The following is an 18524-nucleotide window of genomic DNA, read 5'->3' as shown; positions in this document are numbered from 1 at the left end:
TTATTGATCATTACTGATTACTAATGTTCAGTTGCGGTTGTTCATCATGGTGAAGGGTTACCTGAGTTCCTTCAGGATATTTTTCTTTGATGAATTCTGCAATTTTTATAGCGGAATATACTGATCTGTGCTGTCCACCTGTACATCCGAAGTTGATTTGAAGATGTTCAAAGCCTCTTGCAAGATAATCGTCAATATTGATGGAAACCAGAGACTTTATAAGTTCTAAAAACTTTGGCATTTCTGTTTTTGTTTCCAGATATTCCTGAACTCCGATGTCATTTCCGGTCTGGATTTTATATTCTTCGATTCTTCCAGGATTTAAGATTCCACGGCAGTCAAAAGCGAAACCTCCGCCATTTCCTGAATTGTCTTTAGGAATTCCTCCTTTTTTGTAAGAAAAACTGTGTATCTCGATGTGTAGCATATTTTTTATTTTTAAACCATTAAGGCTTATTTAGTTATGTTGAAGTTGCTTTGTGCTTTGCTCAAATATTTTCAATCTGTCAGTCTGAGCGAAGCCGAAGACTTATTTATTTATTATTTCTTCAATTTTTTGCTTTGCCTTCTCTGATGTCAGTTGCTGAATTACTTTTTTCAGTTCCGGATAATTATTCATCTGTTCCCATGAGTCTGCAAATTGGGTAATATTCTGTATCCCTTTTTCAAGGCTGGCCATGAAATGTTGCTTCCTCTGAATCAATCCTCTAAATCCGTATGCTCCCAAAACCTGTAAAAATCTCATCATCTGAATAGGCATCACTGCATTTTTCAGTTGAATTCTTGTTTCAGGATTTTCGAATTGCTGAATATAATATTCCAGCATTTCCTGTTTGAAATCTTCCGGAAAATTGGCTTTAGCCTGAAAAAGAAAAGAGATGACATCATACATTAACGGACCTTTCATTGCTGATTGGTAATCGATGAAAGAGACTTCATTCTTTTCATTCACCATAATATTTCTCGCCTGAAAATCGCGGATCATAATTCCTTTAGGTTCAAGGTTCTCAATGAGCACTGCAATTTTTTTGAACTCTTTAAGAAGAGTAGACTTGTTGTATTCAAGTTCCAGAAAATCGGCGACAAAATTTTTGAAGTAATAAAGATCATGAATCACAGGAAGCTCATCATAACTTTCATATTCAAAGGTTTTTGAAAAATCAATTTTCCCCTGAGTCTGTAGCTGCAATTGGTAAAGCTTTTCTAAGGTCTGCTTAACCAAAGATTTTACAGTGGGAGATAATTGTTCTTTTGTAATCACCTCGGAAAGCGTTTGCTGTCCTAAAAATTCCTGGATATACATTTTCCTGTCATCTGAAACAGCAAGAATGGAAGGAGTATTAAGACTCAGGTCAGAGAATACTTTGGAATAGTAAAGAAAACTTTCATTTTCCGGAAGATTTTCATTGTACGTGATGATGTATTTTTCAGTACCTGTAGTGGCCAGAAAATTGACCCTCGCAGAGCCGCTTTGAGCTAATGTGACGAATTCAGAAGATTTTTTACCTATATGGTTTTCAAAAAATCGTTTTGCGTTATCAGAAGTCATAATATGGAAACAAATATACTAAATTAACATGAGTTGGAAATGATAGATTTAAGAAGTGATGGATGAAGATCAAAGAGTTATTATTATGGAGCTGTAGAATTTTGGTTTTATTGACTGTTTTTGTGAAAAATTTTCAGTGTAAGCCTGGCGATTATACGGTTTGAACTCTTGTTTTTAACTTTTTTCATTCAAATTCAGGATATTACACGCTAATTTTTATCTTTGTAATATGCTGAAAGACTTTAAACCTGTTTTGGGTATCTTATTGCGTTTTATTATTATTTATCTGGTGCTGCTTTTTGCCTATCAGTTCTATCTGAATAGTGGGAAAGACTCCGGATTGGATTCTTTTTCAAGAATGATTGCCAATCAGGTGACAGCTCTTCAGAATTCGATAGGTTACCCTACAGAACTTTATGACGATGTAAAGAACGAACAGGTTTGGTTTTATGTTAAACAGGATTATGTGACGAGAATGGTGGAAGGCTGTAATGCGATTTCTGTTATCATTTTATTTGTGTCTTTTGTTTTTGCTTTTTATAAAGGAACGAAAACTTTTGTTTTTGTGGGAGCGGGATTGGTATTATTGTACGTTATCAATCTTTTAAGAATTGTGGGATTGAATATCGTCATGTCTGACTATAAGGAATACGGAAAGATGTTTCACGATTTTATTTTTCCTGCCATTATTTATGGAAGTGTGGTTGTCCTTTGGCTGATCTGGATTAAATTTTTTGCCTTAAAACATGAAAATTCTTAGCTGGTTTCTGGTTATCGCAGGTGTATGCGGATTGATAGGGGTAAGAGCTTTGGAAGGAACTCTTTTTTATGACCCTTTTTTAGACTACTTTCACGAAGCCAATAAACATATTGAGTTCCCTGTCTTTGAATGGGGAAAACTGATTGCCGGACATATGTTCAGGTTTATTTTAAACCTTATTTTTTCCTGTCTGATTATTTATGGTTTATTTAAAAATAAAGAATGGACTTTGCAGGGCGCTGTAATGATGATTGTAGTTTTTGCCATTACATTCCCGATTTACCTGTACTGCATTCACAGCAAATTCGAAATAGGATATCTTTTTTCTTTTTATATGAGAAGATTTGTGATTCAGCCGTTGATTATCCTTTTGATTGTTCCAATGTTCTATTATCGGAAACAGATGGTACTTAAATCAAATTGATAAAGCCAAAACTGAATTTCCTTACTCACCTCCAGAGATGGTATGTTTATCTACACTTGTGACATTTTCGGGTGTCCATTCTACAAGCTTTACAAAGCCTTTTTCGCGAACAGGACATTCTTTGATCTGGCAGATTGAGCATGAAATCGGTTTGCAATCGTCCATATGAAAATTGAACTCAATAGTACGTTTAATATTTTTAGCAAGAAGGATGATTACCTTTTCCATTTCTCCATGAGCATCGCGAAGGTCATAATACCAGGGAAGCGTGATATGGGCATCAATATGTAAGGAAGAACCAAATTGCTGGATTTTCATATTGTGCACATCAATCCATTCTATTTGTCTGTTTTCTTCAAGGATTTTAATCACCTGATTTAATATTTCAGGATCCTGCTCATCCATAATGCCGCTCAGAGACTTTCGAACGATTTTATAGCCTACAAATATGATATAAAGTCCAAAACTTAATGCTACTACAGAGTCCAGCCAATAGATTTTGGTGAAGTATACAATAATTAAACTGGCAACCACGCCAAGGGTTGTAATGGTATCCGACTGAAGATGTTTACCGGATGAAATAAGAACCAGAGAGTTTTCTCTTTCTCCTTTTTTAATAGAAATATATCCCAACAGATAATTAATAACTGCAGTGGCAGCAATAATCCATATCCCAAGATCAATTTTGCTCAGTGTTTTCCCTACAATAAGACTGTGAATTCCTTCGTAGATAATCATAACACCGGCTATGGCAATTAAAGCCCCTTCAATTCCGGAAGTCACGAATTCTACTTTCCCATGGCCATACGGGTGATCATCATCTTTAGGTTTGGCTGCAAGATGGAGAGAATAAAGTCCCATGAATGCACTGATGACATTCACAATACTTTCCATGGCATCAGAAAATACAGCATCAGAATTGGTCAGCTTCCACGCTATAATTTTTCCGACAAAAAGGATGATTCCGAATGTTGCAATAAGCTTCTGAAATCCTATTTTCTCTTTATGGGCATTTTTCTGGGTGTTCATAATTGTGTTTGATAAAAAAAAGAATCTCAATTCTGAGACTCTTTTTATTTTGTTAGTTTATACTAAGTTGTTTGCTACAAGGTATTCTGCAATTTGTACAGCGTTTGTTGCTGCTCCTTTCCTCAGATTGTCAGCAACGATCCAGAGGTTGAGCGTTTTAGGCTGTGACAGATCTCTTCTGATTCTTCCAACGAAAACTTCGTCTTTTCCTTCTGAATATAATGGCATCGGGTAGTGGTTGTTTTTTACATCATCCATTACGATTACTCCAGGAGTTTCAGATAATATTTTTCTTACTTCGTCCAGTTCAAATTCATTTTCGAATTCGATGTTTACACTTTCAGAATGTCCTCCCTGAACCGGAACTCTTACAGCGGTTGCTGTTAAGTTAAAGGTATCGTCTCCTAAAATTTTCTTAGGCTCCTTCATCAGTTTGATCTCTTCTTTTGTATAGTCATCATCAGCAAATACATCACAGTGTGGCAATGCATTTTTGAAGATTTGATAAGGATATACTTTTTCAGTAGAATCGTCTCCGCTGATTTCACCGTTTAACTGGTCTACAGCAGCTTTTCCTGTTCCTGTTACAGACTGATAGGTAGAAACAATGACTCTTTTTAAATCATATTTTTTGTTCAAAGGTCCAAGAACCATGACCAACTGAATGGTAGAACAATTCGGATTTGCAATGATTTTATCTTCTTTTGTTAAAACATCAGCGTTGATTTCAGGAACGACTAATTTTTTGTCAGGATCCATTCTCCATGCAGAAGAATTGTCAATGACTGTTGTTCCTGCTTCTGCAAACAGAGGAGCGAATTCAAGAGAAGTAGAACCACCCGCAGAGAAGATTGCAATATCCGGTTTGGCAGCTATAGCGTCCTTCATGCTTACGATGGTAAATTCCTTCTGTTTATACTTCACCTTCTTGCCTACAGATCTTTCGGATGCTACCGGGATTAATTCTGTTACAGGGAAGTTTCTCTCCTCCAAAACTTTAAGCATAACTTGTCCAACCATTCCTGTTGAACCTACTACAGCTACTTTCATTGATTTAATTAAAAATTTAAGATTAAACTATTTATAAATTATAACGCATATAATTTCTTTGTCTGTTTTAAGCCCCGAAGACTCTTGTCCAAGGGAATGCAAATGCAAATAAACCTACTGCAATTAATCCCATAATTACTACTCCTAAAGAAATAGTATCATTGGATTTTACTTTTTTGTTGACGATGGTCATCAAAACTGCTGCAATAAGCATAGAGAATGGATGTTCAACATATTGGAATCTTAATGCTGCATTTTTCATTACTTCTCCCATGTTTAAACCTTTGCTGAAAGTGGTGATCAGCATAATGATCCCTAATAAAAACTGAACGTGGAAGAAAATCATTGTGAAAAGAGTTGTTTTCTTCAAAAATTTGTTCACTTTTCCACTGAAACCGAACATGGTAGCTAAAAGTGCAATGACAAATAATGTTACCAAAAGAATTTCAAGATACCCGAAACCTTTATGGGCATTAAGTAAAATGTTGTAAAAATCCATAATCCTATTTTTTTGTACACAAAGATAACAAAAATCCCGGCTCAAAGCCGGGATTGATATTTATAAAATCTAATATTGTGATATTATTAGAAGTTGAATGATAAGTTAGCTGCCCATGTTCTTCCGAATCCGAAAAGTACACGGTTAGTTGGGTCAATTCCTTTGTATAGAGTAGATTGATAAGCCTCATATTGTGCTGCTGTAGCAAACTGATCACTAGTTTTTGTGAATACATTTGTTGATGCATCAGAAATATAAGTAGTATCAAACAAGTTATAAACATTCGCACCAATAGTGAAATACTGAGAACTGTCTCTTAGTCTGATTTTGTAAGAGAATCCTACATCAAACAGGTTGAAATCTGGTAATTTCATTACTCCTTTATCTTGAGCTGCTTGGTTAGAGAATGTTGCAATATCAATTGATGAGTAAAGTTTACCTACGTATCTCCAAGTTCCAAAGATGCTAAGATCTTTTACTGGCTTTACAGTAGCTCCTAATGATGCAGTCATCTGAGGAATACTGTTATTACTTGTTCCTCCTACTTTTACTTTATCTAAGTAAAGAGTTGTTGATGTAGAAGATCCAGCTAAGGTAAGTGGGTTGTTGTTATCATCAAAAGCAGCACCTGTAGCATTTCCTTTATAATAATAATCACCCCAAGAGAACATACCTTGGAATTCAAGATAATTAGTTGGTCTGTAAACAGCGTCAAATTCTACTCCCTGGTGAACTTCAGTAATACCACTAATTTCTGCATATCCTGTAGTTGTAGTATTGTCTGGTAGTGTAAATGTCTGGTTAGTTCTTCTTAACCATCTGTCTCCCCATTGTGTTCTGTAAACATTTACATTTGCACTAAGTTTTGGAGATCTGAAACCATATCCAACTTCTGCTGAGAAGATTTTTTCGTTAGTTAAAGTTGGGTTAACTACCTGGAAGTTACTTGGGTATACAGAGTTAAAGAATGGTTGCTTGCTATAGTATCCAACATTTGCGAAAACATTGTGATTTGCATTGATGTTATAGTTAGCTCCCCCTTTAATGTTATATCCAAAAAGGTTTTTGAATCCTGTTTTTGTATTGACAACTTGTCCTTGTTGTTTAGTTACACCATCTTGAATGAAGTTATCAATTCTTTGGTATCCTTGGTTAGAAACTGATCCTTGTAGGAATGCAGAGAAATCATTTTTAGTGAATTCAACTTGACCAAAACCACTGTACCAGATAACCTCTCCGTCATTACTATAACCAATTTGATCTTGGATAGGAGCTGTTTTTCCTCCAAATGGATTCCAAGCTAATTGTTGATAATTATAAGTTTTGTTGACAATATTAGGTGCAATATTTTTGTTATTACTATCCTTATATCCTGAAGCTCCATACAAGTCAGAAGCAACTTGATAATGGTATCCATAATAATATCTATCATCTGTACCTACTGAGAAATTCCAGTTGTCGTTGATTTTATGTTGGAAGTTAGCCAAGATACCATACCAGTTGTGAGAATTGATACTTGATCTACGGATCAAAGTACTACCAGCACCTGCAGTATTTACGTTAACAGCTTTGTTTGCCGCAAAAATAGCATCGTAGTTGAAATGACCTTCTGTATCAATGAAAGATGCATCTGTAATTCCTTTTCCACCAACTCTACCAATTTCACCGGTTCCACCACCTCTACCGTTAGACATATATAAAACTGTACTTAACTTAGATTTCTCACTCATAGTCCAGTCCCAGTTTAGCATCATAACAGGCTTAGAGTAATAATTTGCTCTGTTAGCTAATGATACTTTATTTCCATTTGCATCAGTGTAATAACCATAATCAGAGTTATATTGTCTGTATGGTGTTCCATCATGATCCGGATTGTATTTTATATAATTTTGGATTGTTGGAGAGAATGTTCTCTGATTATGCCATTGAGGTGCAGAAGTTAGTGTAAACTGGAAGTTATGTTTTTTATTTGGCTCCCATCCTAATGCAAAATAATAAGCGTAAGATTCGTATTGTGTGTTTTCAATATAAGTGCTACCAGCCTGTCTGCTCATCAAGATAGAAGAAGACCATCCATTTTCAGATTTACCTGTATTGTAAGCAAAAGAGGTTTTAAGGTAGTCGTTGTTACCAACTCCGAATCTTAGAATTCCACCTCTTTTCATGTCTGCTGACTTTGTTAAGAAGTTCATAGTACCTCCTACAGAAGCAATTGCTAATTTAGAAGAACCAAGCCCTCTTTGTACCTGCATAGTACTTGTTACGTCAGATAGTCCAGTCCAGTTTGAGAAATAAACAGTACCACCTTCCATATCGTTTACAGGCATACCGTTTACCATTACTGCAATGTTTCTAGACTCAAATCCACGCATAGTGATCTGAGAATCTCCAAATCCACCACCACCTTTTGTAGCATATACTGATGGTGTTGTGTTTAGCAATTCTACCAACTCCTGGTTTCCTTGTCTCTCAAGGATTTGAGCAGCTTTAATTGTAGATACTGCAACAGGCGTTTTTCTATCTTTAGCGATATCCGTAACACCTCTTAAGATTACCTCCTCAATGTCCTTAGATTTAGTTTTCGTAGAATCCTGAACTTCTTGAGCGTAATAAACACTAGCTGTAGATAATGTAATAACCGCAGTTAGTATTGATTTGTTGATTAATTTCATAATCGTTAGTAATAATTAGATTTAATTTTCTGCAAAATTCGCAAAATAAAATTTAACTATTATTAACTCAATGTTAATTTTTAATCAGTCTTAATAATGTTAAAGTGTTAAAAATCAATATTATGGCTAAAAATTGAATTTTTGTATGAAAAAAGTCATGTTATTGAATTTTTAACAAAGTGGGGGTGTTTTTGTTAAAAATTCAACGCTATTTCACTGCTTTGAGACTCAGATCTATATTCTCAGCAGAGTGTGTAAGGGCTCCTACAGAGATATAGGTAACGCCTGTGGAGGCAATTTCTTTCAACATATCACGGGTAATTCCACCTGAAGCTTCAGATTCACAAGAGCCGTTAATCATTTTTACAGCTTGCTTCATCATTTTTACATCCATATTATCCAACATGATTCTGTCAACTTTTGCATTGATGGCTTCCTGAACTTCTTCAAGGTTTCTGGTTTCAACCTCTATTTTTAATTTTTTCTTATTCTTTTTAACGTAATCCTTTGCCATTGCTACTGCGTTGGTAATGCTTCCGTTGTAATCAATATGATTGTCCTTCAGCATGATCATGTCATAAAGACCGTATCTGTGATTGGTTCCTCCGCCAATAGCCACCGCCCATTTTTCACACATTCTGAAATTAGGAGTTGTTTTTCTTGTATCTAAAAGTTTAGTTTTCGTTCCTACTAATCTTGAGTCCCACTCATGAGTAAGAGTTGCAATACCACTCATTCTCTGCATACAGTTAAGAACAAATCTCTCTGTGGAAAGGATAGACCTTGCACTTCCTGTAACAATAAGAGCTACATCTCCGAATTTACATGGAGTTCCATCTTTAATAAAAACCTCTACTTTTAAATTCTTGTCAAATGTTTTAAAAATAATTTCAGCCAGCTCAACACCTGCAAGGATACAATCCTGTTTTACCAAAAGCCTGGCACTTTGCACAAGATCCTGTGGAATAGTAGAAAGAGTAGAATGATCACCATCTTGAATATCTTCTTCAAGCGCACTTTTTATGAATGCTTTTAATGCTTTATCTGTTACGTATGCTGGTCTTTTCATTATATTATGCTTTTAAGCTAAATCTTTATTATAAAACGCTCCCTTATTCTCTGTCATTTCCATGGATTGGGTAATGATGAGGTGTGCAACGGTTGTTAAGTTTCTTAATTCTGAAAGTTGTGGTGAAAGAATGGAGTAGTGGTATATTTCATCAACAGCAGCCGCAATTTCCTGGTGTTTTTGCAATGCCATATTCAGACGTCTGTTGCTTCTTACAATACCTACAAGATCGCTCATCATTTCCTGAAGTTGTTTTCTCAGATAGCTGACGATAACCATTTCGTCCATGATTTTCATTCCTTCTTCATTCCATTCCGGAACGGCTTTCAGATCATCAAAGTTGAAATTGTTTTCATTGAGAAGGTCTACTGTTTTCATGGCTGCATTATGCCCGAAAACCAAGCCTTCAAGAAGTGAGTTTGAAGCAAGTCTGTTGGCACCGTGAAGTCCTGAATTGGTACATTCTCCTACTGCAAAAAGATTTCTGATGGAAGACTGTCCGTCTCTGTCTACTTCAATTCCTCCCATTAGGTAATGGCAGGCTGGAACGACAGGAATCAATTGAGTGAAAGGATCAATTCCTTCGTCTTTGCATTTTTTATAAATATTCGGGAAATGTTCTAAGAATCTTTCATGGTTCATTTCCTTGCAATCCAAGCCAACAAATTCATCTCCGGTAATTTTCATTTCAGCGTCGATGGCTCTTGCTACAATATCTCTTGAGGCTAGTTCTTCACGTTCATCATATTTATGCATGAATTTTTCGCCTCTTTTGGTTCTTAATTTTGCTCCATCTCCACGAACGGCTTCTGAAATTAAAAACAGCATTCCATCCATTTTGCTGTATAGAGCTGTCGGGTGGAACTGGTAATATTGCATATTGGAAACCTTTCCTTTGGCACGGGCAACGAAAGCGATTCCGTCTCCTGTTGCAATCGTAGGATTGGTAGTATTTTTATAAACATGTCCGGCACCTCCTGTGGCAACCAGTGTTATTTTAGAAGTTATTTTTTTGATGGTTTTGGATTTCTCATCCAGAATATAAGCTCCGTAGCAGTGGATGTCTCCTTCATTAAGTTCTTTTCCCGGAACGTGGTGCTGAGTAATGATGTCAATGACATAATGATGGTCAAGAATTTCAATATTCGGGCTGTTATTGGCTGTTTCCAGTAAAGCTCTTTCGATTTCAAAACCTGTGATATCTTTATGATGGACGATTCTGTTTTCAGTATGACCGCCTTCTCTTCCTAAAGCAAATTTGCCGTTCTTCATATCGAACTGTGCTCCCCATTCTACAATTTCATTGAATCTTGCAGGAGCTTCTCTTACCACCATCTCTACGACATCACGTTTATTTTCTCCGTCACCGGCACGCATCGTGTCGTCAATATGTTTTTGAAAATTGTCATTCTGAAAATCTGTAACGACAGCGAGACCGCCTTGTGCATATTTGGTATTGCTTTCGTCTTCGTCAGACTTGGTTACAATAATGATTTTGGCATCAGGGTGCTGTTCAGAAACTTTAATGGCATAGGAAAGTCCGGAAATGCCGGAACCAATTACTAATACATCCGCTTTTATCATATGCTGGCTTTAGGTACAATCGTTTAAGATTAAATAAATTTAAACAATTTTTCGTTTGGTTTTCTTACTTTTTTCATGTGCTGGAAGTGATCTTCTTCAGAACGGTAACCTAAAGCGAGGGTAACAGTTACTTTTTCTGTTTCAGGATCGGTATTCAAAATTTCTTCTATAAGATCCTGACGGAAGCCTTCCATGGGGCAGGAATCTATATTTTCAATAGCGGCGGCATACATAAGATTGGCCAATACTATATAAGACTGTTTTTCTGCCCAGTTGAAAATTTCATCCTGTGTTTTCTGTGTAATATGCTGGTTAATGCTGTTTCTGAAAGGATCCAGTGTTTCCATAGGAGTATTTCTTACTTCAGAAATATGATTAAAATACCCTCGGATATAGTTCTCTTCTATCACTTTTTTTGAAATAATAACAATAAGATGAGAACAGGTGGAAATCTGAGATGGATTATAAAAAGCAGGAATTAATTTCTGCTTCATCTCCTCACTTTCAACAACCACAATTTTATAAGGCTGAAGTCCCAGCGAACTGGCAGACAGCTTTCCTGACTCAAGAATGTTATGAAGAGTTTCCTGAGGAATAATCTGATGATTGAATTTTTTTACAGAATATCTTCTGCTTAAAGCTTCCAAATAATTCATACGACAAATTTAAGAATTGAATATGAATAAAGAGTCTTTAAAATGAAATATCTCCTGCCTGTTAATACAAAAAAATCACCCCGAACGGCGGGGTGATTCTTTTGATGTGGTGGAAAGTGTAATTATTCTCTGTTTTTTACAACAATCCAGCCTGAGAATTTTATCGGAGTACTGTTTTTATTATTTTCATTCCATGAAACAGAATACCAATAGTTTCCTGTAGGGACTTTTTTATGTCCATTGGTAGTTCCTGCCCATTTGTAGCCATTGGTTTTATCGGCCTGGAACATTTTATAACCATATCTGTCGAAGATGGCAATTTCCAGATTTTGTTTATTGGCTAATGCAGAGTAATCAACAAAATCATTGATTCCATCATCATTAGGTGTAATTATATTAATAAGATTCGGTACTGTAATATTAACTTCAACAGGAACGCAATTATAGCCATCTCTTACATATACTTTAGCTTCTCCTCTTGCAATATTGGTAAACACATTGGAGTCCTGCCAGTTGATATTATCCATAGAATACTGATAAGGAGGAGTTCCACCGTTAGCATATACTGTTACTGTACTTCCTGAAATGTCAACCGTGGTAATAACAGGATTGTCGGAAGGATATACTGTTACTTTTTGTGTCGCAATACAATCTCCGGTTTTCAGTTTTACCCAGTAAGTACCTACTCCTACATTCTTGATGGATTGTGTGGTGGCTCCTGTGCTCCATTCATAGCTTTTGAAACCTGCTCCTGCGTCTAATGTTGTGGTGTTTTCAATACAGATGGTCTTGTCAAGTAAAGTTCGTGAATAAACAGGAGGTATTACTGTTAGTGTAACTTTAGCAATAGAATAGCATCCATTTCCATTAAAAACTTTAATATACACAACGCCATTAGGAGCAATGTATGCTGCCGGAGTGGAGATGGCATTGGTTCCACTGACAGCATCTGCCAGCGATGGGTAATATTCTTTTGTAAGACCGCCCTGGGAAACAACAGCTCCTGTAAGGTTAAAAGAAGCCATAGATGGATTGGTTTCAATGAAACAAGATTTGAGTTCAACGTCATTAACAACTACCACAGGGTAAATATTCAGTGTAATTTTAGAAGTACTTACACAACCCTGAGGTGTGGTTACTTTTACATATATTGTTGCCGCTGCAGAAGCATAGGCAGAAGGATTTGTTATCTGGTTCGTACCGTTATTCAGGTCATATAAAGTAGGGTAGAATTCTTTGGTAACTCCGGCAACAGTTGTTACATTAGCCGTGTTGAGATCAAAGGTTGCTGTTCCGGCATTGTTATTATTACATCCGCTAAGAGTAGCATCTGTTGCTGCAAATGGAGTAGGATTAAGCTGAATAACACCATCACCATTATCACAAAGAGTAGACGTAGGATCTTTTACCACCACTTTAATCGTTGTATTTCCGGAATACTGGAAACTTGTAGGGTTGGCGATAGGAGTAGAACTTCCCAATACATAATAAGTGAAAATATAATTTCCGGGATTATTTACAAATTGAGAATTATAAGAAGTAAGGTCCACTGTACCATTTCCGGTAGCTGGATTTGTACAAACGAATGGAGTTATGGTATTGCTCAAAATAGGAACTTTATCTACGTATACTTTAACGTCTTTGATAGAATGTCTTGCGCTGGCACCTCCGGTTGCTGCAGAGAAACCAAAATATCCCTGTGACATCCCTACTGCACCTCCGGAAGGAGCAAAAGACTGATCTACGATAAGAACACCATTTATTCTTACTTTGATGATCCAGTTTGTAGGGTTGGTAAGGTCTGTTTCGCCGTTTACTTCAACGTGTCTGTAGGTGTCTCCCACAAACGGCTGGGTAGCAATAAGGTCCGGAGAGTGGAATGTGCTTCCCGGAGTGGTGTTGAATTCGATATTATTACCTGCTGTATTATTGGTACCATAAAGAATGTGAACTTTACTCATTTGGCCTTCAGTGGTATTGTTGAAAATATCAAAACCAACCATGAGGCCGGAAGCATTGGCAGGAATACCTAACCCTCCTCCTGATACAAATCCTGTTGGCGGATTGGCAAGATACCAGAAGGTAAAACCGTCTCCTTTTCCAAACTGTGTGGTTCCGTTTCCGTCTATTCTGAAATCGAATTCCACTTTCCATTTATCACAGTAGCTCAAAGTAATAGGTGTGGATAATTTTACAGCCCCGTATCTGCTGGTCTGGTCTGTGGTAAGCCTTACAAAGTCTCCGCTTACTATAGCATCAGAGACAAGGTCCCAGCCCGTTGTATTAACAGGGTTTCCGGTAAGTTGATACGTTTGTGAAAATAACCTTCCCGGCAAGCATAATAAGATAGTCAGTACAAAAATGAGTATATCTTTTTTCATAGTGGATGGATTGTGATGTTATACTTAATCTTAGAAATAAAATTGTTTTTTTTTTTTTTTAAATTGGTGATAAAAAGCAATACCTGGTCCCAATCTCTGATTGAGCAGATTCTGCTTTTAATACCGAAACTACCCCAAATGAGGTAGTTTCTGATACTAAAATTTATTCTCTGTTCTTAACCAATACCCAGCCTGAGTATTTAGTTTCAGTATTGTCTTTGTTGTTTTCGTTCCATGAAATGGTGTACCAGTAAGTCCCTGTAAGAACTTTTTTACCGGAAGCTGTTCCGTCCCATGTAAAGTTTCTCATTTTTCCGGCTTCATACAGTTTGTTACCATATCTGTCGTAGACAATGAATATCAGATTTTTCTTGTAAGCCAGTGCTGAATAATCAATGAAATCATTTACGTTGTCGCCGTTTGGAGTGATAGCGTTAATCAGGTTAGGAACGGTAATCTGAACTTCAACAGGTGTACAATTGTAAAAATCTTTTACATACACTCTTACTTCGCCTCTTGCTAAACCTGTGAATATATTACTTGGCTGCCAGTTCATTCCGTCCAGAGAAAACTGATATGGAGGAGTTCCTCCTGCTACATTTACTGTAATGGTATTGTTGTCAATATCAATGCTGGAAATCACCGGATTTGCGGATGCTTTTACCTTGACAGTCTGCGTAGTGATACAGTTGCCGGTTTTCAATTTTACCCAATAAGTACCTACGCCTACATCTTTAATAGATGAAGTTGTTGCTCCGGTGCTCCATTCATAGCCGTCAAATCCTGGTCCTGCATCCAGATCTGTTTTTTCTCCAATACAAATGGTTTTGTCTTTCAGAACAGAAGATGTTACAGGAGGTAATACAATAAGGTTGATTTTAGCAATATTAAAGCAACCGTTGGCGTCTGTTACCTTTGCATACACTGCAGTACTTGTAGATAAATACTGAAGCGGATTCATGATTTCATTGATGCCGTCTAAAGCATTAGCGATGGATGTGTAGTATTTTTTGGCAGCGCCTGCTCCTAAACTAGTAACATCTGCAGTTGTCAAGTTAAAGATAGCACTCGTAATATTATTTTCAATGAAACATGATCTTAAAGTAGCTTCTTTCACAGGAGTGTCCGGATAGAATGCCAGTGTGATTTTTGCTGAACCTGTACAACCCTGGGGAGTTGTTACTTTTACATAAACGACTCCGGGAGCAGATAAGTAATTGTCTGGATTTTGAATCTCATTCGTATCTGCGTTGAGATCTGCCAGCGTTTTGTAATATTTCTTAGTCACCCCAAGAACTGTGGTAACAGGTGCTGTATTCAGATTGAAAGCGGCAGTTCCTGCTTTGTTATTATTACATACCGTAATGGTTTTGTCTTCTGCTTTAAAAGGAGCGAGAACCAGTAAAATTTTACCATCCGGGTTGTCACACAGTAGTCCTGCATTGTCTTTAATAACAACTGTAACCGTTGCATTAGCATTGAACTGATAATTGGTAGGATTGGCAATTGGGGTTGAACTTCCAAATGGATAATAGGTGAATGTATAATTCGAGGGATTGCTTACAAACTGAGAATTAAAAGTAGTAAGGTTTACAGATCCGTATCCGGTTGTGGGATTAGGACAGAATGATTGTGTTGCTGAATTCTGTAAAATAGGAACTTTATCCGTATAAATTTTTACATTTTTAATGGAATGTCTTGATCTTGCTCCTCCTGTAGAAGCCGAAAAACCAAAATATCCTACAGTCATTGAAGCAGCAGCACCTGAAGGTGCAAAAGACTGATTGCAAATTACATTACCGTCTATTGTTATTTTTATAATCCAGCTGGTAGGAGCAGCGGGATCTACCTGCGCCGTTACTTCTACGTGTTTAAAAGTTGTTCCCTGAAAAGGCTGTGTAGTATTCAGATCCGGGGAGTGGAAAGAACTTCCGGGAACATTAAAAAATTCGACATTATTGCTGTCAGTGGTGTTTTGAACCAGTCCATAGCCAACGTGCACCTTACTCATGGTAGCAGTTGTGGTGTTGTTGTATGTGTCAAGTCCTACAACAAGTCCTACAGCGTTTTGAGATACTCCAAGCCCTGAGCCTAATACACTGGCTACCGGAGGATTGGCGAGATACCAGAAGGCGATCCCATCTCCATTGGAGGTTTGGTTGGAATCCATCCTGAAATCAAATTCCACTCTCCATTTGTCGCAATATTTTAAATTGATAGGATCATTCAGTCTGATGGAACCGGATTGGTTGTTGGTATCCGGGGTCAGCTGAATAAAATCTGTGTTTACCTGAGTAGGGGAAACCATGGTCCATCCGGTAGTGTTCACTGGGTTTCCGATAAGCTGATAAGTCTGAGCAAAGGACTTCCCAGCTATACAGAGTAAAAAAACAGTTAAATACAATAATAGATTTTTATTCATTTATAATGGGACTTAGATTAATATGTAAAGATATTAAATCCCAATCAAATAATGTGTATTTAATGTTAATCTTGCTTAAATTTTAATAATATTTTAAAAAAATACTGCTTATTATGATATAATGGTGAATATTATAGTAGCAATTACGTATTTGCATTAATTAAATTAAAATAAGGAATTGTTATCCAAACTCTCAAAATAAGTATCAATTTCAAGATCTGGAGAACTGGCTGCTGCTACGGCTAATTTGTCGCAAAGTTCGTTTTCAAAATGTCCGGCATGGCCTTTTACCCAATGCATTTTTGGGTTGTGTTTGTTGTAGAGTTCAATGAATTTTTTCCAGAGATCAGGGTTTTTTACATTTTTCCAACCTCTCTTGATCCATCCTGCAATCCAGTTTTGGTTGATGGCGTCAGATACATATTTACTGTCGGTATACACATGGATGTCATTTTCTGTAGATTTCAGTTTTTCCAGTGCGGTGATGACCGCCAGAAGTTCCATTCTGTTGTTGGTAGTTTTTCGAAATCCTTTTGAAAATGTTTTCTGGTAATTTTTTTCAGGAACGCGCATAAGAATTCCATATCCGCCTTTTCCCGGGTTTCCGCTGCAAGCTCCGTCCGTATAAATTTCGATTCTCAAATCTGCTTTTTAATAATTGATGTATTGACCGTAAAATTGAACTGAATTTTAGTCTTTGCTTAAAAAGGGAAGTCATCATCATCATCAAAGTCATTCATTGAAGACCCTGAAAGTTTTGAACTATCCGGAAGATCAAATGCTGCTCCTGGCTGAATTGTTGTTTTGATCTTGTCAAATCCGCTCGGCTCTCCGAAGTTGGAAGGATATCCTCCTCCGGCACCACCGTCAAGCGCTGCTTCAATATCACCGAATTTTGCAAAATGTTTCAGGAATGATAATCTTACATCTGCTGTAGCACCATTTCTGTGTTTTGCAATAATCAGTTCGGCCTGGTTTTCGGTAGAAGTTTCCTGTCCTTCCTCATCATTATCCCAAACTGTAATTTTATAATACTCCGGTCTGAAGATGAAAGATACGATATCCGCATCCTGCTCAATTGCTCCTGATTCCCTCAGATCTGAAAGCTGAGGTCTTTTTCCAGGTCGGGCTTCCACACTTCTTGAAAGCTGTGACAGGGCAATTACCGGTACGTTAAGTTCTTTTGCAATGGCTTTTAATGAACGTGAAATCATGGAAATCTCCTGTTCACGGTTTCCGACTCCTTTTCCACCGCTGCTTCCTGCGGTCATCAGCTGAAGGTAGTCAACCATGATAATTCTTACCCCATGCTGCATTACCAGTCTTCGGCATTTTGCACGGAAGTCGAAGATGGAAAGGGAAGGGGTTTCGTCAATATATAAAGGAGCGTTTTCCAATTCAGATACATTGGAGAATAGTCTTTGCCATTCTTCATCATCCAGGGTTCCTTTTCTTAATTTTTCAGAAGAAATCCTTGTTTCAGAAGCAATCATTCTGGTGATCAGCTGTACAGATGCCATCTCGAGAGAGAATAATGCCATAGGAACTTTGTGGCCTACTGCAATATTTCTTGCCATGGAAAGAAGGAATGCCGTTTTTCCCATCGCGGGACGGGCTGCAATAATAATAAGGTCGGAATTCTGCCATCCACCGGTTTCCTTATCCACATCTCTGAATCCTGAAGGAACTCCGGAAAGTCCCTCTTTATCTTTTAAAGATTTAATGGTATCAATAGCCTGCTTTACCAATGAGTTGGCAGTATCGAATCCTTTCTTAATCGTTCCGTTGGTGATCTCAAAGAAAGATTGTTCTGCTTTATCCAGAAGTTCAAAAACATCTGTTGATTCCTTGTAGGAAGAATCAATAACATTAGCAGAAACATTAATAAGGCTTCTTAAAATATACTTTTCAAGAATAACACGTACGTGATATTCGATATGGGCAGATGAACTTACTCCCATTGTAAGATCAATGATGTAATGATCACCTCCTGCCTGACTCAGTTTGTCTTCTTTTTTTAAATTCTGAATAATCGTCATTAAGTCTACCGGGTGGTTGCCTTCATACAATTTTAGAATAGTAGAAAAGATGACCTGATGTCTGGGATCATAAAACACTTCCGGGGTAAGAAGGTCAATGGAATGGTCAAGACCCTTTTTGTCAATCAAAAAAGTTCCGATAACCAATCTTTCAAAATCCACTGCATTGGGAGGCATTTTTCCATCCGCAATAGACAATTCTTTTGCAAAGTTTCCGTGTGTCAGGGATGATAATGTTTCTTTCTGCGCCATGGTGCAAAGATAGTTTATTTAAAAAATAATAAAAAAATAGTATTCAACAAATTATTAGCAGTCTTTCGTAAAATGCTGTAAACAGGAGGTTGTACTTGTTGATAAAAAAAATCACCTCAGTCTGAGGTGATTTTCAAA

General features: G+C 37.1%; 15 protein-coding genes. 2 read left to right on the top strand and 13 right to left on the bottom strand.

Features of this window, described 5'->3' with window-relative positions; genetic code table 11:
- Positions 1-10: 10 nt before the first annotated feature.
- Positions 11-427 (bottom strand): ATP-binding protein, encoded by a 417-nt coding sequence (locus ACMA47_RS09780; RefSeq protein WP_413929644.1) that lies wholly within the window; start codon positions 425-427, stop codon positions 11-13.
- A gap of 102 nt (positions 428-529) precedes the next feature.
- Positions 530-1549: an aminoglycoside phosphotransferase family protein gene (locus ACMA47_RS09775; RefSeq protein WP_413929643.1), complete on the bottom strand. Its 1020-nt coding sequence runs from the start codon at positions 1547-1549 to the stop codon at positions 530-532.
- Between the two features lie 229 nt (positions 1550-1778).
- Between ACMA47_RS09775 and xrtF the strand changes: the two genes are divergently transcribed.
- Entirely contained in the window at positions 1779-2309 is a 531-nt protein-coding gene (xrtF, locus tag ACMA47_RS09770; RefSeq protein ID WP_413929642.1) for an exosortase family protein XrtF, read from the top strand.
- A complete protein-coding gene (locus ACMA47_RS09765) occupies positions 2296-2733 on the top strand; it encodes an exosortase F system-associated membrane protein (protein ID WP_413929641.1) in 438 nt (145 codons plus the stop codon). The genes xrtF and ACMA47_RS09765 overlap by 14 nt, the downstream gene beginning before the upstream one ends.
- Positions 2734-2754: 21 nt before the next feature.
- Here ACMA47_RS09765 and ACMA47_RS09760 read toward each other — a convergent pair whose 3' ends face one another.
- The 11 genes from ACMA47_RS09760 to dnaB all read right to left on the bottom strand — a co-directional run bounded on the left by ACMA47_RS09760 (position 2755) and on the right by dnaB (position 18386).
- Positions 2755-3762 carry a cation diffusion facilitator family transporter gene (locus tag ACMA47_RS09760; RefSeq protein ID WP_413929640.1) on the bottom strand — a complete coding sequence of 336 codons (1008 nt, stop codon included), beginning with the start codon at positions 3760-3762 and terminating at the stop codon, positions 2755-2757.
- 57 nt (positions 3763-3819) lie between these two features.
- Positions 3820-4812, bottom strand: coding sequence for an aspartate-semialdehyde dehydrogenase (locus tag ACMA47_RS09755; protein WP_047427247.1), 993 nt, complete (start codon positions 4810-4812; stop codon positions 3820-3822).
- 67 nt (positions 4813-4879) lie between these two features.
- Positions 4880-5311: a hypothetical protein gene (locus ACMA47_RS09750; RefSeq protein WP_034691532.1), complete on the bottom strand. Its 432-nt coding sequence runs from the start codon at positions 5309-5311 to the stop codon at positions 4880-4882.
- Positions 5312-5397: 86 nt separating this feature from the next.
- Entirely contained in the window at positions 5398-7983 is a 2586-nt protein-coding gene (locus ACMA47_RS09745; protein ID WP_413929639.1) for a TonB-dependent receptor, read from the bottom strand.
- A 208-nt stretch (positions 7984-8191) separates the two neighbouring features.
- On the bottom strand, positions 8192-9052 hold the full coding sequence (gene nadC / locus ACMA47_RS09740) for a carboxylating nicotinate-nucleotide diphosphorylase (protein WP_413929638.1): 861 nt from the start codon (positions 9050-9052) through the stop codon (positions 8192-8194).
- Positions 9053-9064: 12 nt separating this feature from the next.
- A complete protein-coding gene (nadB, locus tag ACMA47_RS09735) occupies positions 9065-10636 on the bottom strand; it encodes an L-aspartate oxidase (RefSeq protein WP_413929637.1) in 1572 nt (523 codons plus the stop codon).
- Between the two features lie 29 nt (positions 10637-10665).
- Complete coding sequence (locus ACMA47_RS09730) at positions 10666-11292, bottom strand: NAD(P)H-dependent oxidoreductase (RefSeq protein WP_413929636.1); 627 nt, start codon at positions 11290-11292, stop codon at positions 10666-10668.
- Positions 11293-11414: 122 nt separating this feature from the next.
- Complete coding sequence (locus tag ACMA47_RS09725) at positions 11415-13673, bottom strand: T9SS type B sorting domain-containing protein (RefSeq protein ID WP_413929635.1); 2259 nt, start codon at positions 13671-13673, stop codon at positions 11415-11417.
- Positions 13674-13836: 163 nt separating this feature from the next.
- Positions 13837-16095 carry a lectin-like domain-containing protein gene (locus tag ACMA47_RS09720; protein WP_413929634.1) on the bottom strand — a complete coding sequence of 753 codons (2259 nt, stop codon included), beginning with the start codon at positions 16093-16095 and terminating at the stop codon, positions 13837-13839.
- Between the two features lie 165 nt (positions 16096-16260).
- Positions 16261-16737, bottom strand: a complete 477-nt coding sequence (gene rnhA / locus ACMA47_RS09715) for a ribonuclease HI (RefSeq protein ID WP_413929633.1) — start codon at positions 16735-16737, stop codon at positions 16261-16263.
- A gap of 59 nt (positions 16738-16796) precedes the next feature.
- A complete protein-coding gene (gene dnaB, locus ACMA47_RS09710; protein ID WP_079240125.1) occupies positions 16797-18386 on the bottom strand; it encodes a replicative DNA helicase in 1590 nt (529 codons plus the stop codon).
- Positions 18387-18524: the final 138 nt, after the last annotated feature.

The organism is Chryseobacterium sp. T20 (assembly GCF_047345655.1).
Classification (GTDB): domain Bacteria; phylum Bacteroidota; class Bacteroidia; order Flavobacteriales; family Weeksellaceae; genus Chryseobacterium.
The sequence above is the reverse complement of the archived record's forward strand: the minus strand, read 5'-3'. Positions and strand labels throughout refer to the sequence as shown.